Below are 20,880 nucleotides of genomic sequence, written 5' to 3' on the forward strand. Positions count from 1 at the left end.
TCCGCCTTCGGTTTGCCCTGATCCGGGCGGCCTTTTGCTTTTTCGTGCCGTTGGGTGTTGCCCTGAGTCCATACATTCCCGTATGCCAAGGGCATCATGTTATTTGAATTAATTACTGCGGCCTATGTGGTCATCGAGCTACTGGGCATCTTTGCCGCCCTGCACGCGGTGATGCGTACGCGTACCTCTCAGGGAGCGGTGGCCTGGGCCGTGTGTCTGGTGACCTTTCCCGTGGTCTCCCTTCCCATATATTGGATTTTCGGCCGGGCCCGGTTCCATGGTTATCTGGAGGCCCTGCGCCAGGGGCAGGAAGAGCACGTTGTCGAGACCGAGACCATTCGCGAGTTGTTGCGTCAGGACAGACGCACTCCGCGCGCGTCCCTGGACCCCGATTTTTTGCCTTTCGAGCGCTTGGCAGGCCTGCCTTTCACCACGGATAACCGGGCCGAGTTGCTCCAGGACGGCACTGCCACCTTCCGGGCCATGCTGACGGACATCCGCGCGGCCCAGCGTTATGTGCTGTTGCAGTACTACATCATCCGCGACGACGAACTGGGCCGTGAGCTGGCCGATGCCATGAAGGACCGCGCCCGGGCCGGGATACGGGTACATCTGCTCTACGACGAGATCGGCTGTCACGCCCTGCCCGGGGCCTGGCTGGAGGACCTGCGCGCCGCAGGGATCGAGGTCGAGGGCTTCGGCACCACCCGCCGGGGCTGGGCCAACCGCTTCCAGCTGAATTTTCGTAATCACCGCAAGATTACCGTCATCGACGGCAGGTTCGCCTATGTGGGCGGGCACAACGTCGGCGACGAATACCGGGGTCGCACGCGGCGCGGCCCCTGGCGGGATACGCATCTGCGGGTCTGCGGCCCCCTTGTGCGGGCCGTGCAGGCCGTGTTCATGCAGGATTGGTACTGGGCCACGCACGAGCTGATTCCGTATGTGGACTGGAGCCCCTGGGAGGCGGATGACGATGCTGAAACAGGCGGAGACATGCTGGCCCTGCCCAGCGGCCCGGCAGACGATCTGGAGTCCTGCGCTCTGATGTTCGTGCATGCCATCAACATGGCCCGGGAGCGAATCTGGATTTCCAGCCCCTATTTCGTGCCCGACCTGGCGGTGGTGGCGGCCTTGCAGGCCGCGGCCCTACGCGGTGTGGATGTGCGTATCCTTCTGCCTCGGCGGGCCGACCATGTGGTGGTCCAGTTGGCCGGATACACCTACTTGCCACAACTGGACCTGCTGGGCGTGTCCTTCTACCGCTATGGGCAGGGCTTTTTGCATCAGAAGGCATTTCTGGTGGACGATCGCCTGGCTGGAGTAGGCACGGCAAATCTGGATAACCGCTCCATGCGTTTGAATTTCGAATTGACGCTGCTGTGCCTGGACCCGGAGATGGTTGTCCGGGTGCGGGAGATGTTCAAAGGCGATTTCGAGGCCTCGACCGAGGTCCGCGCCGGAGATTACCTGAACAAACCCTTGCCGTTCCGCGTGGCGGCCAAGGTATCGCGCCTGTTGGCCCCGGTGCTCTAGCCCGGGCTGCCCCTCCCTCAAGAGTTGGCGCATTCATACGGAGAAATCATGAAGACCATAGGATTGGCCCTGGGAAGCGGTGGAGCCAGAGGGCTGGCGCATCTGGCTGTACTGGAGGCGCTGGCGGACATGGGGCTGCGGGCCCAACGCGTGTCCGGAGCCAGCGTCGGCGCCGTGGTGGGCGCTTTGTATGCCTCGGGCATTCCTCCGCGTCAGATCCGGCGTGATGTGCTGACGCTGTTGGGCGAGAACGGCCACAGCGGAGAGGGGTTCCTGTCGCGTGATTATTCGCAGCTCTTGTCGCTTATTGATCCCAATTTCGGAATCAGCGGGCTCATCAAGGGGGACCGTTTTCTGGAGCAGCTTGCCCGGCTGATGCAGGTGACGCAGTTTGAAGAACTGGAGATCCCCCTGGAGGTGGTGGCGACGGATTTCTGGAAGCGGGAGCAGGTGGTTCTGGATTCCGGGGATGTGCTGCCCGCGGTGCGTGCCAGCATGGCTTTACCAGGGATCTTTACCCCCGTGACCATGGGGGAGCGAGTGCTCATCGATGGGGGGGCCGTGAATCCCGTTCCCTTCGACCTGCTCATGGATGACTGCGATATCGTTATCGCTGTGGATGTGATGGGGCGTCGCAGTCCGGGCAAGGATCCCGAACCGGATTTTTTGGAGGCCGTGTTCAACACTTTCCAGATTATGCAGCATTCCATCGTGCGCGAGAAATTGCGTCTGGCACAGCCGCATATTCTTCTGAATATGCAGGTGCCCGGCGTCAAGGTTCTGGAGTTCTACAAAGCCGAGGAGATATTGGCTGCCGCCAAGCCTGAGGTAGAACGTCTGCGGACCGAATTGGAGCGCCTGCTCTAGGCCTTGCAGCCATCAAAACCGTAGGCGGGTGGCCATGGACGACCTTTGTGCCGCGCTGATGGAGTTCGTGGACACCGACAATGGGCAGATTACCGTGGTGCACACCGATGATTCCAATGTTATCCTCGGCTCCATTCACTTGTCGATAATTTTGGGGAGAGACACGCTAGGATAGGTTCTCCATGAAAGACGTAGCATTCCGAAAAATAATCGAAACGTTGCGGGAAGATAGCAATCTGAACCGTGCGACGTCCTCTGCTCTTGCCGAATTGGCTCAAAATGCAAGCCGACTTCATTTTGACAAGGGGGAACACATCTTTACCATCGGTGATGATGCGGATCAGTATTATTTTGTGGAAAGTGGACGAGTTGTCATGTCCAGGGAATCAGCCACTGGCAAGGTCTTCACCTACCGCATTGCCGTAAGGGGCACTCCGCTGAACGCTGTTACCTGTTTTCGAACCCGAGCCCACCTGTTTTCTGCCCGTGTCGTTGAAAAGGCCAGTGTCATTGTCATTCCCTGTTTGGTCTTCAAGCCTTGGGTTCTCAATAATCCGGATGTTGCCGCGGGCATTCTCAGTACAATAGGAGATCTGCTCGATGGGGCCTACACACGAATTCTTGATATGATCGATGAAAGTGTCGAAAATCGCATTCTGAACGCACTGAGCATGCTGTCTTCACGAATTGGACCTGACTTGCCTCTGACAAACAACGATGTCGCGGAACTTGTGGGCACCTCCCGCGAAACTGCGGCACGGGTCATTTCCCGCCTTCAGGACGGTGGCCTTATCTCCAAATCGCGTGGTGCCATCAGAATTACCGATAAGCCCCGGCTTGACGACTTATCGACCAGCCCGTTTTTCATTGTCTGAACTGGAATATTCGTTTCAGTGACCGGGCTCATTGTTCCTCCTCCTTGTTTTGGATAAACAGATGCCTTGAGGGAATCGTCCTGTTGCCTCTTGTCTCTGTTTACGTATGCCTGCAACCGTTGGTTTTGGTCATGCTGTGCAGACATGCCGAAACAGGTGGTTCGGCATGCAGCGATTTCCGAACGATCAGGGCATTGCCAGAAAAGCAAACGATGCCACAGGGAGTAGATGATGCAAGGATATTTCGTCACCTTTTTTACGCAGCAAAGCCGCACTCATGAAGGCATCCCCTTGGCAAGGTGGATTATCGAAGAAGCAAAAAAACTGGGCGTCGGTGGCGCGACGCTTTTTTCCGGGGAGAAAGGATTTGGCCATGACGGCCGTTTTCATTCCGATAATTATTTTGATCTCGAAGACCTGCCCCTTCAGGTGGCAATGGCTCTTACTGCCGAAGAATATGAAGCGTTGAAGGCTCTTCTTGCAGAGCATCGAATCCGAGTCTTCTATACAAAGTCAGAAATTGAGTTTGGTTTTACCACGGACCGCTGACGATTTTTGCTTCTTGAGCTTTCAGTTCTTTTGGGAGCGGCTGGCGATCCCGTCAAGCCGTCTGTCTCATCGTTTGTCATTTCCCTCTTAACAATGCTTCCAACAATGTTGTGCGCTTAAGCACGCACATTCAAAGGAATGAGTATGATAGGTCCGTATGTGAATGGAGCGGCTCTCGTCATCGGGAGTGTTGCCGGTGTCCTTATCGGTCCGAGGCTGAGCGTCAATATCCGGCAGCAGATGCCCATGGCCTTCGGTTGTGCTTCCATGGGTCTTGGCGTGGTCATGATCGTCAAAGTCAAATTTCTTGCACCGGTCGTTCTTGCACTGGTGCTTGGGACCCTTTTCGGAGAAATCATTCAACTGGAGGGGCTGATCCAGAAAGCTGCTGGCAGGGCACGGACGTGGGTTGAAAAAATAGTGCCTGCCAAGGGAACGATCAGCCAGGAGGAATTTCTGGATAAATATGTCGCTCTGCTCGTCCTTTTCAGTATGAGTGGTACAGGGATCTATGGCTCAATGAGCGAAGGGATGACCGGGGACCCCACCTTACTCATCGTCAAGTCGATTCTGGATTTCTTTACCGCTCCCATCTTCGCTTCAACGATGGGCTTCTCTGTCGCTCTGCTGGTAGTGCCACAATTCGCAATCCAGGCTTTGCTCTATCTCGGAGCCACACTGATTATGCCTTTGGCCACCCCAGATATGCTGGCGGATTTTTCCGCTTGTGGCGGGCTGGTTATGCTGGCCACTGGCATTCGCATTTGTGGGATTAAGCAACTGCCCGTTGCCAGTATGATTCCGGCTCTGCTTCTTGCCATGCCGTTGTCGTGGGTGTGGACCGCATTTGTGGTCTGAATATGCTGAGGAGGTTGTGTGATCAGGAAGGGCAATGGGCCAGGCGCCGTTGAATGATGGCGGATTGGGGGGATAATGAAAGGCCGGGAAGGGGCTCTTCCCGGCCTTTGTTCGGGATGTCCGGGGAAGGACTGGAAGTGTGCACATGGTGCGTTGCCCCCGTATGGGGGGAGGGGAGCAGCGCCTGTGACAGGAGTGTGGATTACTTCACCGGGCGTCAGAAAGTGCGACGATGGCGCTAAAAGATGTAAAAAGGTGTAAATCGCTCTCCGGCGCGGTTGCCCGATATGCAGTACGGTGGCTATACATGGGGCATGGAACGTACAGTACTTGTCATTGACGATGACGCAAAGCTTCAGGCTCTTTTGAGTGAATTTCTCCAGGGTTACGGCATGGTGGTGACCTCCTTGCCGGATGGCAACAATGCCTGTGAGAAGATCAGCGAGGTTGCTCCGGACATCGTGATTCTGGACGTGATGATGCCTGGCAAGGACGGCATCGACGTGCTGCGGGACATTCGCCGGGAGTCGCGGGTGCCGGTGATCATGCTCACAGCCAAGGGCGAGGATTCGGACCGTATCGTGGGGCTGGAGCTGGGGGCGGACGACTACGTGCCCAAACCTTTCAACCCGCGCGAGCTGCTGGCCCGCATGAAGGCTGTCCTGCGCCGGGTGGAGGAGACTCCGGAGCAGGTCGAGGCGTGTGTGGGCATGATCGAGGCTGGCGGCCTGAAGCTCGATTTGTCCCGTTCCGTTCTTGTGGTGGGCGATGATGAGGTCATTCTGGCCTCCACGGAATGCCGCCTGCTGGAAGTGTTCATGCGTCACCCGGACCGTGCCCTGTCGCGTGATCAGCTCATGGACAAGGTCTGGGGCAAGGCCTTTGAGGCCTATGATCGCAGCATTGATGTACATGTCTCCAAGCTGCGAGCCGAACTGAAGCCTTATGCTGAACATGCCGATCGCATCATGACCGTCTGGGGCACGGGCTATCGCTTTCGGAGCGATGGATGAGGCTGCATTCGGTTTACACCAAGCTTCTGATTTCTTTCGTTGTTGTGCTGGTGCTGGCGATTCTGCTGGTGGCCGGATGGTTTACCTGGATGTTTTGGGGTGTGGTGGAAGAGGACGACGCCTTTGATATTCGGGCCCAGGCCGAATTGGGCAAGATGCTCATCAACGAGACCCTGAATGCCCAGCCCGATGTCGTACCCGCCGAGAATCCGCGCCTGATGCAGGTGCTCAAATCCATGTCCGAGTTGTACGAGGCCGATGTCTGGCTGGAGAACGAGCAGGGGGAGATCCTTGTCTCGACCTTTGACGGTCCGGCGGCAATCATTAACCCCGAGCGCCATTTCGAGTTCGAGGGCGTGACCATCAGCAAGGACGAGAACAGCGAATTGCACCGGGTGGACGTGCCCATGGTGTTGGGGCGCTGGGGTCCGGCCACGTTCCATGCCATCTTCCAGGATCGTGATGAACCACGCGAGATCGGCATGAAGTTCCTGAAGGGGCTGCTGGTCATCGGTCTGGTGGTGGCCCTGATGATCCTGCCTATTTCGCGGTTGGTCACGGCACCAGTCCGGCGGTTGCAGGCCACCATTCTGGAATACGCACGGGGCGACCTGTCCCGCAGGTTCAGCACCTGTTGCACCCGTCGTGATGAGATCGGCGAACTGGGGCAGGCCTTCAATATCATGGCCGATAGTCTGGAAAACATGATTCGCGGGGCGCGTGAGCTTGTGGCCAATGTTTCGCACGAGCTGCGGAGTCCTCTGGCGCGGTTGCGCATCTCCGAGGAGCTGGTGCGTGAACATGCCGAGAAGATCGGAGCCACGGGCTGTGAGCGGCATCTGAACAGCATCCGGGAAGAGGTGGAGCACCTGGACCGTTTGATCGGCAGCATTCTGGAACTCTCGCGTCTGGATTTACGGGAGCCCGAGCGGCGGCCCAAACCCGTGGATATGTCCCAGCTGGCCTTGCGCGTGAGTGAGCGGTTCGATGTGGCTATTGAGCGAGCCGGGTTTGATTTGCAGGTGGATTGCGCTGACGGAGCCGTGGTGCTTGGCCGACGCTCGGATCTTGATTCCGCAGTCTCCAACCTCTTGGACAATGCCGTGAAGTTCTGCGCCGAGGGTGGCGCCATCGGATTGACCGTGCAGGTCGATGAGGGGCGCGTGGTGGTGTCCGTCGTGAATACTCATGATCCGTTGCCCCCCGAGGAGCTGGACGCAATCTTCAGGCCCTTCCACCGAGCCGGTGTGCCGCGCGAGGACGGGTTCGGCATGGGGCTGGCTCTGGTGCGCAGGATTGTGGAGCGGCACCATGGCAGCGTGCGGGCGCGTAATACCCGTGAGGGGTTGCGGGTTCGTTTTGAACTCCCTCTGGCCTAGCAAGCTGTTGAAAAACAGCTGTCTGGGTTGTGAAGTGAATTGTTAGCGGGTTCTCGGGCCTGCAAGATCTTGCGCCCGTGGTGTACTGCGAGCCGTTCAACCCCTTGTGTACGTTTGGGTACATGTCGGTCTTGAACTGTTCTTGCGCCTGGCATTTGATCACTCTTAAGCGTCCTGCAAAGCCAAGACATATAAGCTGTGTCCCCAGCATTCGTGCGGTGTGTTCTTCATGTCGGGATGGACGCTGGCGGTTGGCCAAAAAAAACGCCCTGCGATGAGGGCGTTTCTATTTTGTTGGGGAAGGGGTCTATTCTGCTCCCCACAGCTCCTTCAGGCGCTTGTCGCGGCCACAGCCGAAGCGGTAGTACTTGTAGCGGATGGGATTTCGCTTGTAGTAGTCGTGGTGGTATTCCTCGGCGGGCCAGAAGGGGCCAGCGAGGGTGACTTCCGTGACCACCTTGCCGGGCAGCTTGCCAGTTTCCCCCAGCGCGACCTTGGAGGCCTGAGCCAGTCGCATCTGTTCGTCATCCAGCGGGAAGATACCAGAGCGATATTGGCTACCACGGTCGCAGAACTGTCCGCCCGCATCCGTGGGGTCGATATTCTTCCAGAACACCGTAAGCAGCGTCTCGTAGCTCACCTTGGCGGGGTCATACTCCACCAGCATGGCTTCTGTGTGGCCTGTGCCGCCCGAGGAGACTTCCTGGTAGGTGGGGTTGGTGGTTTCGCCGCCAATGTAGCCGGGGGTGGTGGAGGCCACGCCGTCGAGTTCGTCGAAGGGATGCTCCATGCACCAGAAGCATCCGCCTGCGAAGATGGCGCGGGCCGGAGTGGCGTCCGGGGTGTTGGTCTGGGTGTATGCGGTTGTGGTCATGGCCAGCAAACCTCCGATGAGAAAGAGTAGTATCTTCATGGTGTTTCTCCTTGCACTGCATAAGATAAGGCCCGGATGGGAAAAGTGAATGCCTTCAGATGATGGTGCCTGCCGCGGGGCCATGGCTGGTAACCATTTCGTCATGGTACCCCCGTTCAAAGAACGGAAGGTGAGGCGATGCTATGGCGGTTTTGCCCAAGAAAAATGTGTTTGGATGCAAAAAGGGCTTGCCAATCCTGCCGTGGTTAGCTAATTAATCGCTCTCCGACGGGCCGAGGTAGCTCAGTTGGTAGAGCAGGGGACTGAAAATCCCCGTGTCGGCAGTTCAATTCTGTCCCTCGGCACCACTAAGAAATCAAGGCCTTCGAGATTAACGTCTCAAGGGCCTTTTTCGTTGTGGGCGAGGAGCCTGTTTTTGTCTTGGGCAGATGGGAAAAGATTGCGATTCTGCTGAGGTGCATGGATTTGGTGGCTGTTGGTTTTAAAGCGCTACAATACAAAAGGTGCCCCATTTCAGAGTTCCGGGTGGGGAAACCTTTAGACAGGTTCAGACCAGGAGCCATTGCCGCGCTGAACGAAATCGCAAAGGGCCATTACCGAGGCTCACGCGGGGATCATCTGCTGCCTGCTCTGTCACGTTCTGGGACTGGCTCTGGAGTTCATGTTTCAGTTCTCCCTCTTCATGGGCGCTGTACCGTGAAGTTTCTCAAAAAAGGCGGTTACATCCTGCTCGGCTTCAACCTTCCGCCCGAGGCCCTGGCACCACTTCTTGCACCATCAGTTCAGCACTCTGTTCAGCCATAACAATTCATGATTTCTCTTTCGCTTGGCTAAGGGAAAGGGAAGGTTTTCCATGATCAGTTCATTTGCCGTGGTCTCCTGTGCTCGGGCAGGGCACACAGCAACAGGGACTCCTCCAGATCGCGCATAAAATCCTCCAGCAGGCCTTCATTCATCAGATAGCCAACGAAGAGGCATGCGCCAGTCTGGCAGAGCCTTGACGAGCCGTTAGCCAGCAACCGCCCGACCACGAACTGCTGGGGATAGGGCTTGTCCATGACCACTGTAATCCGCCTTGATCGCTCAGTCCCGCATAGGAACCGAAGGCAGTATCTTGTTCCTTCCATGCCGGTTTCCAGCACACCAACTCTGTGTTCCTTTACGGGTTGGTGAGATCCCTGGCAGGTTATTGCCGCCAGATAAAACCCGAGCACATGCAGGCATCGCCGGACATCGATGTCAAAAGAGGAAAGGCCTTCGATCTCCATGCGGCCTTCGTTAGAGTCCCACATCTCTGAGGTCCGACCCCAGATATTCACGCTCATTTTCGCCCAATATCCCGAGAGACAAGCAGATTAGGGTCCAGAGGTGCACCACGGGGAACCCCGCCTCGAAGTGTTCCGACAGATCATGAATCTGGGAATGGCAATTGTGGCAGGGGGCGATACAGTAGTCCGCTCCGGTCTGCAGGATCTGATCGAGCTTGATACGACCGTATGCCCGGCGCGCATCCGAATACCCGGACTGCAGGAATCCACCCCCACCGCCGCAGCAGTAGTTGTTGGACTTGTTCGGCCACATGTCGATGAAGTTCTCCCCGCCCACCACGGATCGCACAACAAAACGCAGGTCCTCGGCAACGGGATCACCAAGGGATTTTCGGACGAGCTGACAGGGGTCCTGAACCGTGAAGGTTATCCCAAGGTCCTTGTTCCAATCGGAGTTCACTGGGAGTTTTCCCTCCCGTATCCAGCGGGCATACAGGCGGATGATGCTCTCCATTTCGAACTCGTGCTCCACATTGAACTTCTGCAGTCCGGCCCGGACTGCGTAGAATTCGTGGCCTCATTCGGTGTTGAGCCAGACCTTGCACCCCAGCGCGTCCACTGCAGCGGCCTTGTTGCGCACGACCTGTTCCCAGGCCTGATCATCTGCCAGGAACATGCAGTAGTTCTCGGCAGCCCACCCCTGGGTGCCATAGGTCCAATCCGCCCCTACTTGGTGCAGGATCTTCCACAACGGGACCATCTCATCGGGTTCGGTGACGGGTTCACGGGAATTTTGATTCAGGAAATAATATGCGCCTTCCCGGTCAATGGAAGCCTGAAGATCCTCAAAGCCTGTTTGGCTCTCGCGGACTTCTTCGAGAACATCCTCGACCACGAAGACAAAATCATCACTGGATGCTCCCATGGCGCTGTTACTGGAATTTTTCAGAGCCTGGTCACAGGAGCCGATGATGCCCTTGGGACGTTGATCCCTGGGCCATGATTGGCGGGCATAATACACCAGCTGGGGGATATCCACCGCCATGGGACATGCGTAGACGCAGCGGCGGCACATGGTGCACATCCAAACCCAAGGAGTGGAGGTCACCTCCTCGTCCAGGCCCAGAGCGGCCATGCGCAGGAATTTTCGGGGATTCATGTCCTCGAGGCCCGTGGCAGGACATCCGGCGGAGCATGCTCCGCAGGTCAGGCACATGTTCAGGTTCCCCCCCTCGGGCAGAAGAGCCTTGACCTTGTTCATAAACAGGGACTTTTGAGGATTTGCGGTAAGAACGGCTGCTTCGCCCATGGTGACCTCCCTGACAGATGGCCCCACACCGGATGTGTGTGACTGCCAGGGAAAAGCAAAACCGGAGCCAAAACACGCCAAGAAAAAAAGAATACATTTTCAGACTGTTGCAGAAGCACTGCGACAACGAAGCAGACAAGGTGCGCAACCGATGTCGCACGAATGCAACCGATGTTGCGCAACATGCACCGATCGAAAGAGGGTGGGATCAGAGTCCGAGCTTTCTGCGCCTGCGCCATAGGGTGGAGCGATGGACACCAAGCGTTCGAGCGGTCTCGGCCGCGCGCCAGCCATGGGCATCCAGAATTCGGCGCAATTCGGCACGTTCTGCGGAGTGACTGTCCGGAAGCGGTGCAGGCTGGGCTGTGGTCGCGCCCCGGTCACGGGTGAGATACGGTGGCAGATCTCTGGCGCGGACGATTTCCTCCGAGGCCAAAATCACCCCGTGTTCGACCACGTGGCGCAATTCCCGCACATTGCCCGGATAGTCATGCGCCAAGAGGACTTGAAAGGCCTCTGGCTCGAATCCGTCGAAGTTTTTGCCCGTCGTGGCCGCGAATTCAGCCAGGAAATGGTCCAGAAGCAGGGGGATGTCGCCATGGCGCTCACGCAGGGGAGGCAGATGCAACTCCACCACCCGCAAACGGTAATAGAGATCGGAGCGGAACTCCCCACACGACACTTTTGCGGCCAGATTCCGATTGGTGGCGGCCAGGAGACGGACGTCCACGTTTTCAGGTTCCGTGGCCCCCAAAGGGAGGTATATGCCTTCGTCCAAAACCTGCAAAAGCTTGGCCTGACTCTCCAGAGGGATGTCACCCACCTCGTCCAGAAATATCGTCCCTCCCTCGGCTCTGGCGAACAGGCCTGACCTGTCCGCCTTGGCGTCGGTGAAGGCTCCTTTGCGGTAGCCGAATAGTTCGGATTCGAAGAGATTGGCTGGAATGGCCGCGCAGTTGACCTTGACGAAAGGCCCGGAAGCCCGTTCTCCGAGGTTGTGGATGACCCGGGCCAGAATATCCTTGCCCGTGCCTGTTTCGCCCTGGAGGAGTAACGTTGCGTTGGTTGAGGCTACGACCTTGACTGTATCGAATAGTCGCCGCATGGCCGGAGCTCTGCCCACCATGTCGGCGAACCGGTACGATTGGCGCACGTGTTTTTCCAGGACTTGTCGGGCGGTCAGATCAAGGAGGGATTCCACCCCTCCAACTACTTTTCCGTTCTCATCGCGCAGCACTGCTGCCGTGATCTCCAGAGGGATGCGTCGCTTGTGGCGATTGAGTATTTCAAGGCGCACCTTGATAACGTTTTTACCGAATTTTATGGCCTTGCGCAGATAGCAGCGCTTGGCGCAGCGCTGAGAACCAAACACGTCCCGGCACTGCATTCCCAGGGCTTCATCCGCCGTGTAGCCGGTGATGCGCTCCGCCTCGCGATTGAAAAAGGAGATTCGCCAGTCGTGATCGACAGCGAAAACGCCTACGGCGACGCTATCCAGGACTTGCCGGACTCCGATGGAGGTATAGTCCCCATCCATGACGCACCTCACGGTTCAAAGAAAGAGTTCCGTGAAAGATACCACTTTCGATAGCCGTGAGCAAAACCCCCAGTAGTAAAAGGGGATATGAAGTCGATCCGCCAGCCTTTCTTCGTGTGGGTAGCTCCACTCTGTCCCCCTGCTTCCCTCGCCCGGCACGGGAATGTGCCGAAGCGAATTGTTTCGGATGCGCTGGATGGATGTGGTTTTGAGGAACGGAGTCGTCAACGAATCCACAATAAGGAAAAGGATGGAAGGCGAACACCTTCCATCCCTGATTGAGTTGTGGCGAGCCAGCCTAGCTCTTTGTAAACAGATTGGTCCCTTTGGGCATCAAGACAAAAGCAGAATTCCACTTTTTCCCTTTGGGATGGGACAGGTTTGCCCACCAACGCTTTTTGAAAGAGTCTTTATCCTCCCAGAAGTAGCCCCTGATAGGATCAACAATGTGAATTTGTGTGCTATTGTAACCATCGATTACAACCGCATGGCTGCCTCTTTTTTGGCGAACGTTGACCAAAACAGGAATTCCATTGTCAATAAGGTATTCAATTGTCCCAAGGTTCGTAGTCATGAATTGCATATCGTTAAAGCCGTATGACTGAGCAGCCTTGGACAAAGATGGAATGTTATTTCCACGTTTTTCGACATCAGTTGCGCTCGCCCCTGAACGATCCCAGACTTCATCCCCAGAGTAATTTGTGTTGTCGTAAAATGACATTATCTGCGCCAAAGATATAGCCGCACAAGCATAGCCATTGTTTTGTTGTATGTGGGGTACATTCAAAACTTTGGTTCCAGACGGTTGATACTCAGCTGGAACGTGAATCTGTTTTCCAGCTGTACATCCTGCCAAGAGTACAAAGATAGCGCAGAAAGAGAACAGTGCGTTTCTGTTGGTCATTAATAACTCCTGAGTAAATGGCGGGTCGCATTAGATGTGAAGCGATGTTGAAACAACTTTGCCCTGCAATGTCGGCTGTTTCACTAGCACGACTGCGCAATCAAAGGAAGCAAAAGCTTCCTCTCTATATCAAGAGATGAATTAACATCAGAAAATTATCCGAGTGCTTTTGATCTGCTGATCCATCACGATAGAGTGCCCCGCCATTTTTCATCATATTGACGAATTCGTTTGCTTTGGTGACTGGGGCACAAGCGATTTGCACGATGAAAACTGAAATAGGCGAGATGCTATGGCTTTCGATTAGTTTTTGAAGGAAGCATGTGCGAGGTAGAAGCTTTGTCCGGTTGGAACGCTAAGATGAAAGACCTGACCCCATTCTTCTTCCTCCACATTTCTACGTAATTGCAAACTCCATATTGCAAATGCGATACCCGCCGTATATAGCTAGCGTTGCCATGAAAATGCGTCCAACCTTAGGCAACGTTAGCTGCTGTATTAAGCCACACTCAGAAGGTAGGTTTCGTCTATGAATATGGATTTCAGTAGTGTTTTCACTGCCACTAACAATATCTTTTTTATTGTAATAGCTTTGTGTCTTGTGTTTGGAATCATGAGAGGTGAAATTGGTAGAGGGCAGCTTGTGTCTTCTTTGCCTGGAGTTGCAATATCTTTAGGTATCTTGGGGACTTTTTATGGCATATTTGTTGGCCTTATGGGGTTTGACGAAGCACATATATCGGAAAGCATTCCTGAGCTTTTACGGGGTATGAAAACTGCTTTTGCAACCTCTCTTGCTGGCATGTCCACTTCAATAATTCTAAAATTTTATTACTCGTGGTCTGACGATAAATCTGTAAAAGCATCAAATGATCCGGTTACAAGCTTGCGTAGAATAGAAGATGCAATTGTGTCATGCTTTAAATCTGATGAAGAATATTCTTTAGTGTCTCAAGTAAAGCTCATTCGCCAAGAGTTGATAGATAGCAGAAGAGAAACGAAGCAAGCGTTTAAAGAGTTTGCTGATGAGTTTTCAAAAATTGCATCTGCTTCTCTCGTTGATGAACTTCAAAAAGTTGTAAATGATTTCAATGCAATGCTGAATGAACTCGTTAGTGAATCATTCAAAGAGCTTTCTTCTGCGATGATCAGTCTTAATGATTGGCAGCAACAATACAGAATATCAATCGAAGAAAACCAAGAAAATCTGAAAGATTCCTATTCCAAGATGAAACAGCTTCACGACACGTTTGAAAACGTAGTAGATCGCCTCGTACAGTTGGATGGTACATTCGAAAGCATAGATCAAAGTCTTACAGCAATTTCTGTGTCAGGAGCAGAGTTAGACGAGCATACAAAAGCGATAGCAAGCCAAAACATGTTGCTTGAGTCTGCCATCAAGTCCGTTCGCGACATGGGACAAGAAGCGTCAAAGGTTGTGCCGGAGATTTCAGCTAAAATGAATAAAATTGTGAATGAAATTCAGGTACTTCAAACAGAAACTAACGATTTTGTGGGGAGAACTACTGAAGAGCTTTCTGATGGCTTCAAACAGCTCTCTACCGAGGTTCAAAATCATACTAAGGCTATCGAAAAAAGTCTTGAGGAAGAGCTTACAAAATCTCTTAATTCACTTGCGGGTTCTCTGTCGGCGCTCTCTGGGAAATTTGCTTCAGATTACCTTCCTCTTACCGAGAAATTAAGAGACGTTCTGTCGATTGCGGAGGGTGGTAATGGACGCATGGGCTAAAAAAGAAGAAAGCTACTGGCCTTCAATTTCTGATCTTATGTCCGGTCTTATGCTGGTCTTTCTCTTTATTGCGATTGCCTACATGAGGAACGTAGAAGAGGGGCAGAAAAGAATAAAAAAAGTAGCTGTCGCATACCAAGAAACACAGGTGAGCCTATATAATTCATTGATGGACGAATTTAAAGGCGATTTGCCTAGGTGGAAGGCTAGAATAGACAAAGATACACTCTCTGTTCAATTTATGGAACCTGATGTTCTTTTTCAAACTGGAAGCGCCGAAGTTACAAACCAATTTAAGACTATCCTTGATGATTTTTTTCCACGATATCTACAGGTTCTTTTTTCTCATGAGTACCAAGACTGCATTGAAGAAATAAGAATCGAAGGTCATACATCGTCAGAATGGGGAAATGGTGATGTCGCACATGAAAAAGCATATTTTCACAACATGCGTCTATCTCAGGACAGGACTAGGTCTGTCTTGCGCTACTGCTTCGGGCTGGCTGCCAATGAAGAGCAAAAAGGGAAGATGGAGAAGTATGTAACTGCGAATGGGCTCTCCTCAAGCCGATTGGTCAAGGACGAACAAGGTTGTGAATTGAAGCGCTTTTCCAGGCGTGTTGAATTTAGGACACGTACGAACGCTGAGCAAAAAATTGTGGAAATTGTGGAGCAGCTAAACAATGAAATTCCCTGATTATTTAAGCTGTTTAGAAATTAAAGAACTTTTGGTGAGTATGGGAATCCAGACGATCCCTGAGATTAAGCCTGTTAGCCTTACGTATCAATCCAAAAATTTTAGGGAAGTAGAAGTTGAGAACCCTGTAATACAATTTGGCAAGCGGCTTGAGGCTGGAGCAATCTCGCTCGACAGTGAAGATGTAAGGATAACTATAGCCAAAGATGATACAATCGAAATCAATGGTCTCAAGGCATGTGCCTACATCAAAAAACAGTCATATGGGGTGAATCTCTACCGTAAAACCAGTACCTATAGATATCACCTCTGCAACTGTGCAACAATTCAATCAATGATAGCTGACGGTCGGTTGAGCAGATACGTTTCAACCACAAGGAGCGATGGATTATTTCCGGTAATCGTACAATCACCTCCGCGAGCGAAGGAACATATCTTGGAGTTAGAGTTGTGTAAGAATTGCCGAGAAATGCTTGCTGCTCGTGGGATGCTGCCAAATCATTATTCTTTGGAAAAGTTTTTCAATGCCTACCAACCTGACATACCCAAAACGATACGTCGGACAGAGCAGGTTATTACCAAGGAGAAGTATGCGCCCGACCACCCAGAAGTTGCAAGGAGATACAAGGAGAGGGAAAACTATCGTTGTCAAATGTGTAGTGTAAACTGCCAAGATGCTCAGCACTGTCTCCATCTCCATCATATTGATGGCGATGGTCAAAACAATAACCGTTCTAACTTGAGAGTTTTTTGCGCCGACTGTCATGCACGCCAGTCAAGGCATACACATATGTTAGGGAATCCTAATTTTATTCAGATGATTAACCAAATTAAAAAGCTTAGAAAAGAACAAGGAATTCTGAGTCTTGATTAGCCATCGCGGAATTAGGGAGATCAGGAAAAAGAGGGCCAAGTCTCTTATTTTAGCATTTTGATCTACCATCAAAAACAAATCCCCTGCCCGCATTCAAGCGGGCAGGGGATTCTTTCTTGCTCATATATTTTGTGAGTCGTCTTGCCTTTATGAGAACTCAGTCCTCTTCCTTCTTCGTGAAGTAGAGGTTCAGCAGGGCCAGCAGCGAGGTGCCAAGGATCAGCATCAGGGAGACCGCGTTGATCACCGGGGTGCTGCCGTCGCGCACTTGCAGGTAGAGGTTGATGGGCAGGGTCGGTTTCGAGCCCACCAGAAACAACGTGGTGTTGAAGTTCTCGAAGCTCATCAGGAACGCCACGGCCCCGGCACCGATGATGGCCGGGCGCAGGAACTTCAGCGTGATGTGCCATATGACTTGCAGTGGCGTGGCCCCCAGGTTCAGCGCGGCCTCCTCCAGAGAGTGATCGAACTTTCTGAGGCGTGCCGAGACCACCAGCGTCACGAAGGTGGTGATGAACGAGAACTGGCCCAGCACCACCAGCCAGAAGCTGGGGCGGAAGACATCGATGTCCAGCCCGAAGGTCTCGTCAAAGAACGTGCCCGCCGTGTTTGCGGCCAGAAGCAGCGAGATGCCCAGGATGACCCCGGGGATGACCAGCGGCGCCAGCATCAAAAAGTAGAGCGCGCCCTTGAAGCGGAAGTCTTCCTTCTCGAACAGGAAGCTGGCACACGTGCCCACCACCACCGAGAGGATGGAGACGCAAAAGGCGGTCTCGAAGCTGGTCACGATGGAGCGCAGGTTCTGGTCATCGTGGAACAGGCCGATGCGCTCCGGGCCGTTGGCAACAAACCAGTCCAGACTGAAGCCCTGCCAGGGCAGGGACGGGAAGTTGGAGTCGTTGAAGGCCAACACGCACGTCACAAGCAGCGGCGCGAACAGGAAGGTGAAGTAGAGCACGATGAAGGCGGTAAAGGACCAGTCGTAGCCCTTGCTGCGGGGGAGCGAACGGATCATGACGCCACCTCCCCGAGTTTCTGGCCCGTGAGCTTCAAGCCTGCCCAGATGATGGCCGAACTCAGCACCAGCAGCAGGAATCCGAAGGCCGAGCCCTGGTTCCAGTTGAAGCTGGCGATGAACTGGTTGTAGATCTGCTCCGTGAACCAGAGCGAGTTCTTGCCGCCCATCAGGTTCGGGGTCAGGTAGTTGCCCAGCGCCAGCATGAAGACCACGATGGCTCCGGAGGTGATGCCCGGCTTGCAGTGCGGCAGGATGATGGTCCGCCAGATGGTCAACTGCCCGGCGCCCAGGTCGTGGGCCGCCTCGATCAGGCTGTCGTCCAGGCTTTCCATGACCGAGACCAGCGGCACGACCATGAACAGCATGGAGGTGTAGACCAGGCCCATGATCATGGTGGCGTCGTTGTAGAGCATCTCGATGGGCTTATCGATGAGCCCGAGCTGCAACATGAAGAAGTTCAGAACGCCCGACTCGCGCAGCAGGATCATCCAGCCGTAGATGCGCACCAGCTCGCTGACCCAGAACGGCAGCAGCAGGAGGATCATCAGCGCGCCCTGCGAGCGGGCACGGGCCAGCTTGGCGATGTAAAAGGACACCGGCATGGCCAGCACGAAGGTGATCATGGTGGTGATGATGGCGTAGAGCGCGGTGCGCACAAAGGTCAGCCAGTAGATGGGCTCGGTAAAGAAATTCTTGTAGTTCTGCAGGGTCCAGACCGCGTCTCCGTAGTCGTTTTCACCCCGGAAGCTCATGGTTAAGAGGTCGAGGTGGGGCAAAACGATGAGCAGCAGCAGCCACATCAGAACAGGGGCCATGAAGATCCAGAAGGCCAGGCGCGAACGTTTCATGGTCTACTCCTGCGCCTCGAAACAGGTGCCCGAATCCGGGTGCCAGCCCACGGTGATTCTGTCGCCCGGTTTGATGTAATCGAATTTGTGGTTCTGGGGCAGGGTCACGATGAGTTCGTGTTCTTCCTTGGTCACGGTGAGCAGGCGGCTGTTGGCGCCGTCAAAGAGGATGGCCTTGACCGTGACCTCGAACAGGTTCAGCCCGTCCTTGTCGCGCGGTTCGATGCGCATGGCCTCGGGCCGCAGGAACAGGTCCACTCGGCTGCCCTGGGCGAAGGTCGTGTAGGCCTTGGAACGGAAGGCGTAGCCTTCGTCCGTGGTCAGTGACACGTCGTTGGCACTGCTCTGGGTGACCGTGCCGGTCCACTTGTTGGTGTCACCCACGAACTGGGCCACAAAGGGCGTCTCGGGCTTGCCGTACAGCTCTTGGGGAGTGCCCATCTGCTCGAAGCGGCCGTTGTTCATCACCGCCACGCGGTCCGACATCACAAGGGCCTCGGACTGGTCGTGGGTGATGTAGATGAACGTGGTGCCCACCTTGGCCTGCAGTTTCTTCAGCTCCACCTTCATCTGCTCGCGCAGCTTCAGGTCCAGCGCGCCCAGGGGCTCGTCCAGCAGCAGTACAGACGGGTTGAGCACAAGGGCGCGTGCGATGGCTACGCGCTGCTTCTGCCCGCCGGACAACTGGTTGATCTGTTTTGCGCCGTAGCCGGGCAGGTCCACCCGTTCGAGGATGGCCTCCGTGAGCTTGCGGATTTCAGCCGAGGCCACGCCGCGCCGTTTCAGGCCAAAGGCGATGTTTTCCTCGACGTTCATCATGGGGAACAGGGCCAGATGCTGGAACACCAGGTTTACGGGGCGGCGGTTGGGCGGCACGCCGAGCATGTCCTTGCCTCGGATCTCGATGGCCCCGGAGGTGGGTTCCTCGAATCCGGCAACCATCCTGAGCAGGGTGGTCTTGCCGCAGCCCGAAGGCCCGAGGATGGAAAAGAAGGACCCGGTGGGCACATCAAAGGTCACGTCATCGACAGCAGTGAAGTCGCCGAAGCGTTTCACTACGTTGCGTATGGAAAGATCGTTGGTCATGGCTCTGCGTCTTTGTGAGGATTGAAGAAGGCGGGAAGTCTCGTCGACTCCCCGCCCAGAATACATAGAATGGTCCAGGCTGACTAGTTGGCAGCCTTGATCTTGTCCAGGATCTTGCCCTCGAGGCTTTCCAGCTTCGCGGGGACCGGCGGATACCACTTGATGTTGTCGATGGTGGCCTGCGGGAAGGAGCGGGCGAAGTTGGCGGCAACGGCAGCGTCGGTGAACTTCAGGGCGTCCTTGGAGGCGGTGGCGTACTTTTCCTGCGAGGAGAAGTAACCGGCGTTTTCGGGCTTCATGATGAAGTTGATCCACTTGTAGGCGGCGTCAACATTCTCGGCCTTGGAAGGAATGGTGAAGGTGTCGATCCAACCCAGAGCGCCTTCCTTGGGGGCCTTGAAGTCGATGGCGGCGTTGTCGGCATGGAGCTTCCACCCGCCGGCGTCCCAGGCCATGGCCACGAAGACTTCCTCGGAGCGCATGGACTCAAGCAGGGAGTCGCCGTTGGCCCAGTAGTTCTTGACGATGGGCTTGGCATCGATCAGGGCCTCGGCGACCTTGTCCAGCATGGCCTTGTAGGCTTCGGTGTCGTTGTACAGGGCAAAGGGATCGTAACCCAGGGCAAAGGCCATGGCGATGAGCGTGGGGCGCTTCAGGCGGTAGCTCACGCGGCCCTTGTACTTGGAATCGATCAGCGCCTTGAAGGCGTCGGCATCGGCGGCCTTGGCGCTGTTCACGATCAGGCCGGAGGTGCCCCAGCAGAAGGGGACACCATAGGAGTCACTGCCGACCTTGGTGTTCTTCTTCACTGCTTCCAGCATGGAGGGGATGAACAGGGCGGAGTCGATCTTGGAGTAGTCCAGGGGCTGGTAGAGGTTGTATTTCTCCTGAACGGAGGAGATGCGGTCCTGAGAGGGCTGGGCGAGGTCGAAGCCTGCACCGCGGGTGGCGCGCAGCTTGGCGATCATTTCCTCGTTGTTGGAGAAGGTGACTTCGACCTTGATGCCGGTCTCCTTCTCGAAGGTGTCAATCAGCTGCTGGGGGCATAGCCTTTCCAGGTCAACAGCTTCAATGTCTCTGCCTGGGCAGTCCCCGCAAAGGCAAAGATCGCCATCATCGCGATAATGATCAATTTTCTCATGGCTGAACTCCTCAAAAATGACGGTGTAATAAAAGATACTTATAATTACAGACGTCTTTAGTTTTGTGCAAGGGAGTTTTGGCAATGACACCAAAGCGACATATTTGTCGGTTCGGTCGTTTGTGGGGCTGTTGTAACGGCGGATGTGCGCATCGGTCCCTCAACACCACAAGGAAGGCCTTTGGTAAGAGAAAGAATTAGGGGGTTTTTTTGTTGTGAGCGGATGGGGTTATGGTTGCGGATGGAATGGAAAAGATGGTGGGAAGGCTGAGCGGCACGGTTGGTTTTGAAATGCTAAAATAAAAGACATGGCCCAATTTTGTATGGGGCAGAGATCGGAAATGGAAATGGTTTATGTAATTGCTGTCTTAAAAAACTTGCACCGAATGTGCGCAAAACGAAAGTCTATGGCAGTACAATACTGAGAGAAGTGACCCTAGAAATCAAGGGTACTTCTGACTTTAATTTCAATCTGCTACTTATGAAAATAGTCTGAA

Annotated in this window: 19 protein-coding genes, 1 tRNA gene and 1 pseudogene; 12 read left to right on the top strand and 9 right to left on the bottom strand. The window is 54.5% G+C overall.

Annotation, left to right across the window (positions count from 1 at the left end; all coding sequences use genetic code 11):
- Positions 1 to 96 precede the first annotated feature (96 nt).
- From cls to EL361_RS13940, 8 genes are all read left to right on the top strand, one after another.
- Entirely contained in the window at positions 97 to 1,536 is a 1,440-nt protein-coding gene (gene cls, locus EL361_RS13910) for a cardiolipin synthase (RefSeq protein WP_126380541.1), read from the top strand.
- A gap of 48 nt (positions 1,537 to 1,584) precedes the next feature.
- On the top strand, positions 1,585 to 2,403 hold the full coding sequence (locus EL361_RS13915; RefSeq protein ID WP_126380543.1) for a patatin-like phospholipase family protein: 819 nt from the start codon (positions 1,585 to 1,587) through the stop codon (positions 2,401 to 2,403).
- 34 nt (positions 2,404 to 2,437) lie between these two features.
- A complete protein-coding gene (locus tag EL361_RS17120) occupies positions 2,438 to 2,578 on the top strand; it encodes a CBS domain-containing protein (protein ID WP_172961766.1) in 141 nt (46 codons plus the stop codon).
- Positions 2,579 to 2,585: 7 nt separating this feature from the next.
- Positions 2,586 to 3,278 (top strand): Crp/Fnr family transcriptional regulator, encoded by a 693-nt coding sequence (locus EL361_RS13920; RefSeq protein WP_126380545.1) that lies wholly within the window; start codon positions 2,586 to 2,588, stop codon positions 3,276 to 3,278.
- Between the two features lie 228 nt (positions 3,279 to 3,506).
- The gene (locus EL361_RS13925) at positions 3,507 to 3,827 is read left to right on the top strand and encodes a DUF190 domain-containing protein (protein WP_232034791.1); all 321 of its coding nucleotides are present in this window, start codon (positions 3,507 to 3,509) and stop codon (positions 3,825 to 3,827) included.
- A gap of 144 nt (positions 3,828 to 3,971) precedes the next feature.
- Positions 3,972 to 4,685, top strand: coding sequence for a DUF554 domain-containing protein (locus tag EL361_RS13930; protein ID WP_126380547.1), 714 nt, complete (start codon positions 3,972 to 3,974; stop codon positions 4,683 to 4,685).
- 314 nt (positions 4,686 to 4,999) lie between these two features.
- Positions 5,000 to 5,698 (top strand): response regulator, encoded by a 699-nt coding sequence (locus EL361_RS13935; protein ID WP_126380549.1) that lies wholly within the window; start codon positions 5,000 to 5,002, stop codon positions 5,696 to 5,698.
- Positions 5,695 to 7,077: a HAMP domain-containing sensor histidine kinase gene (locus EL361_RS13940; protein ID WP_126380551.1), complete on the top strand. Its 1,383-nt coding sequence runs from the start codon at positions 5,695 to 5,697 to the stop codon at positions 7,075 to 7,077. Before EL361_RS13935 ends, EL361_RS13940 begins: the two co-directional genes overlap by 4 nt.
- 307 nt (positions 7,078 to 7,384) lie before the next feature.
- On the opposite strand, the gene msrA is transcribed toward EL361_RS13940, so the two are convergent.
- Complete coding sequence (gene msrA / locus EL361_RS13945) at positions 7,385 to 7,990, bottom strand: peptide-methionine (S)-S-oxide reductase MsrA (protein WP_126380553.1); 606 nt, start codon at positions 7,988 to 7,990, stop codon at positions 7,385 to 7,387.
- 232 nt (positions 7,991 to 8,222) lie between these two features.
- On the opposite strand from msrA, the gene EL361_RS13950 reads away from it, so the two are divergent.
- Positions 8,223 to 8,298, top strand: a tRNA-Phe gene (locus tag EL361_RS13950).
- Between the two features lie 510 nt (positions 8,299 to 8,808).
- On the opposite strand, the gene EL361_RS13955 is transcribed toward EL361_RS13950, so the two are convergent.
- The 4 genes from EL361_RS13955 to EL361_RS13970 form a co-directional block, all read right to left on the bottom strand.
- Positions 8,809 to 9,243, bottom strand: a complete 435-nt coding sequence (locus EL361_RS13955) for a hypothetical protein (protein WP_126380555.1) — start codon at positions 9,241 to 9,243, stop codon at positions 8,809 to 8,811.
- Entirely contained in the window at positions 9,230 to 10,528 is a 1,299-nt protein-coding gene (locus tag EL361_RS13960) for a (Fe-S)-binding protein (RefSeq protein WP_126380556.1), read from the bottom strand. The genes EL361_RS13955 and EL361_RS13960 overlap by 14 nt, the downstream gene beginning before the upstream one ends.
- A 208-nt stretch (positions 10,529 to 10,736) precedes the next feature.
- On the bottom strand, positions 10,737 to 12,065 hold the full coding sequence (locus EL361_RS13965) for a sigma-54 interaction domain-containing protein (RefSeq protein ID WP_126380558.1): 1,329 nt from the start codon (positions 12,063 to 12,065) through the stop codon (positions 10,737 to 10,739).
- Between the two features lie 298 nt (positions 12,066 to 12,363).
- A complete protein-coding gene (locus EL361_RS13970) occupies positions 12,364 to 12,969 on the bottom strand; it encodes a C39 family peptidase (RefSeq protein ID WP_126380561.1) in 606 nt (201 codons plus the stop codon).
- 529 nt (positions 12,970 to 13,498) lie between these two features.
- Here EL361_RS13970 and EL361_RS13975 point away from each other — a divergent pair.
- The 3 genes from EL361_RS13975 to EL361_RS13985 are packed head-to-tail and all read left to right on the top strand — an operon-like array spanning position 13,499 to position 16,290.
- On the top strand, positions 13,499 to 14,719 hold the full coding sequence (locus EL361_RS13975) for a MotA/TolQ/ExbB proton channel family protein (protein WP_126380563.1): 1,221 nt from the start codon (positions 13,499 to 13,501) through the stop codon (positions 14,717 to 14,719).
- Complete coding sequence (locus EL361_RS13980) at positions 14,703 to 15,416, top strand: OmpA family protein (RefSeq protein WP_126380565.1); 714 nt, start codon at positions 14,703 to 14,705, stop codon at positions 15,414 to 15,416. The genes EL361_RS13975 and EL361_RS13980 overlap by 17 nt, the downstream gene beginning before the upstream one ends.
- Entirely contained in the window at positions 15,403 to 16,290 is an 888-nt protein-coding gene (locus tag EL361_RS13985) for an HNH endonuclease (RefSeq protein WP_126380566.1), read from the top strand. The genes EL361_RS13980 and EL361_RS13985 overlap by 14 nt, the downstream gene beginning before the upstream one ends.
- 157 nt (positions 16,291 to 16,447) lie before the next feature.
- Here EL361_RS13985 and EL361_RS13990 read toward each other — a convergent pair whose 3' ends face one another.
- The 4 genes and pseudogenes from EL361_RS13990 to EL361_RS14005 all read right to left on the bottom strand — a co-directional run bounded on the left by EL361_RS13990 (position 16,448) and on the right by EL361_RS14005 (position 20,359).
- A complete protein-coding gene (locus EL361_RS13990; RefSeq protein WP_126380568.1) occupies positions 16,448 to 17,305 on the bottom strand; it encodes an ABC transporter permease in 858 nt (285 codons plus the stop codon).
- Complete coding sequence (locus EL361_RS13995) at positions 17,302 to 18,156, bottom strand: ABC transporter permease (RefSeq protein ID WP_126380570.1); 855 nt, start codon at positions 18,154 to 18,156, stop codon at positions 17,302 to 17,304. The genes EL361_RS13990 and EL361_RS13995 overlap by 4 nt, the downstream gene beginning before the upstream one ends.
- A gap of 3 nt (positions 18,157 to 18,159) precedes the next feature.
- Entirely contained in the window at positions 18,160 to 19,242 is a 1,083-nt protein-coding gene (locus EL361_RS14000; RefSeq protein ID WP_126380572.1) for an ABC transporter ATP-binding protein, read from the bottom strand.
- Positions 19,243 to 19,325: 83 nt separating this feature from the next.
- Positions 19,326 to 20,359: pseudogene (locus EL361_RS14005) on the bottom strand (extracellular solute-binding protein).
- Between the last annotated feature and the right edge of the window lie 521 nt (positions 20,360 to 20,880).

Origin of the sequence: Desulfovibrio ferrophilus (assembly GCF_003966735.1) — a bacterium.
GTDB lineage: Bacteria > Desulfobacterota > Desulfovibrionia > Desulfovibrionales > Desulfovibrionaceae > Desulfovibrio_Q > Desulfovibrio_Q ferrophilus.

Excerpts from the sequence above, each read along its gene's own strand:
- EL361_RS13940 (WP_126380551.1), top strand. The coding sequence starts at position 5,695 with ATGAGGCTGCATTCGGTTTACACCAAGCTTCTGATTTCTTTCGTTGTT.
- cls (WP_126380541.1), top strand. The coding sequence starts at position 97 with ATGTTATTTGAATTAATTACTGCGGCCTATGTGGTCATCGAGCTACTG.
- EL361_RS13985 (WP_126380566.1), top strand. The coding sequence starts at position 15,403 with ATGAAATTCCCTGATTATTTAAGCTGTTTAGAAATTAAAGAACTTTTG.
- EL361_RS17120 (WP_172961766.1), top strand. The coding sequence starts at position 2,438 with ATGGACGACCTTTGTGCCGCGCTGATGGAGTTCGTGGACACCGACAAT.
- EL361_RS13990 (WP_126380568.1), bottom strand. The coding sequence starts at position 17,305 with ATGATCCGTTCGCTCCCCCGCAGCAAGGGCTACGACTGGTCCTTTACC.
- EL361_RS13920 (WP_126380545.1), top strand. The coding sequence starts at position 2,586 with ATGAAAGACGTAGCATTCCGAAAAATAATCGAAACGTTGCGGGAAGAT.
- EL361_RS14000 (WP_126380572.1), bottom strand. The coding sequence starts at position 19,242 with ATGACCAACGATCTTTCCATACGCAACGTAGTGAAACGCTTCGGCGAC.
- EL361_RS13965 (WP_126380558.1), bottom strand. The coding sequence starts at position 12,065 with ATGGATGGGGACTATACCTCCATCGGAGTCCGGCAAGTCCTGGATAGC.
- msrA (WP_126380553.1), bottom strand. The coding sequence starts at position 7,990 with ATGAAGATACTACTCTTTCTCATCGGAGGTTTGCTGGCCATGACCACA.
- EL361_RS13970 (WP_126380561.1), bottom strand. The coding sequence starts at position 12,969 with ATGACCAACAGAAACGCACTGTTCTCTTTCTGCGCTATCTTTGTACTC.
- EL361_RS13930 (WP_126380547.1), top strand. The coding sequence starts at position 3,972 with ATGATAGGTCCGTATGTGAATGGAGCGGCTCTCGTCATCGGGAGTGTT.
- EL361_RS13935 (WP_126380549.1), top strand. The coding sequence starts at position 5,000 with ATGGAACGTACAGTACTTGTCATTGACGATGACGCAAAGCTTCAGGCT.
- EL361_RS13915 (WP_126380543.1), top strand. The coding sequence starts at position 1,585 with ATGAAGACCATAGGATTGGCCCTGGGAAGCGGTGGAGCCAGAGGGCTG.
- EL361_RS13925 (WP_232034791.1), top strand. The coding sequence starts at position 3,507 with ATGATGCAAGGATATTTCGTCACCTTTTTTACGCAGCAAAGCCGCACT.
- EL361_RS13980 (WP_126380565.1), top strand. The coding sequence starts at position 14,703 with ATGGACGCATGGGCTAAAAAAGAAGAAAGCTACTGGCCTTCAATTTCT.
- EL361_RS13955 (WP_126380555.1), bottom strand. The coding sequence starts at position 9,243 with ATGTGGGACTCTAACGAAGGCCGCATGGAGATCGAAGGCCTTTCCTCT.
- EL361_RS13995 (WP_126380570.1), bottom strand. The coding sequence starts at position 18,156 with ATGAAACGTTCGCGCCTGGCCTTCTGGATCTTCATGGCCCCTGTTCTG.
- EL361_RS13975 (WP_126380563.1), top strand. The coding sequence starts at position 13,499 with ATGAATATGGATTTCAGTAGTGTTTTCACTGCCACTAACAATATCTTT.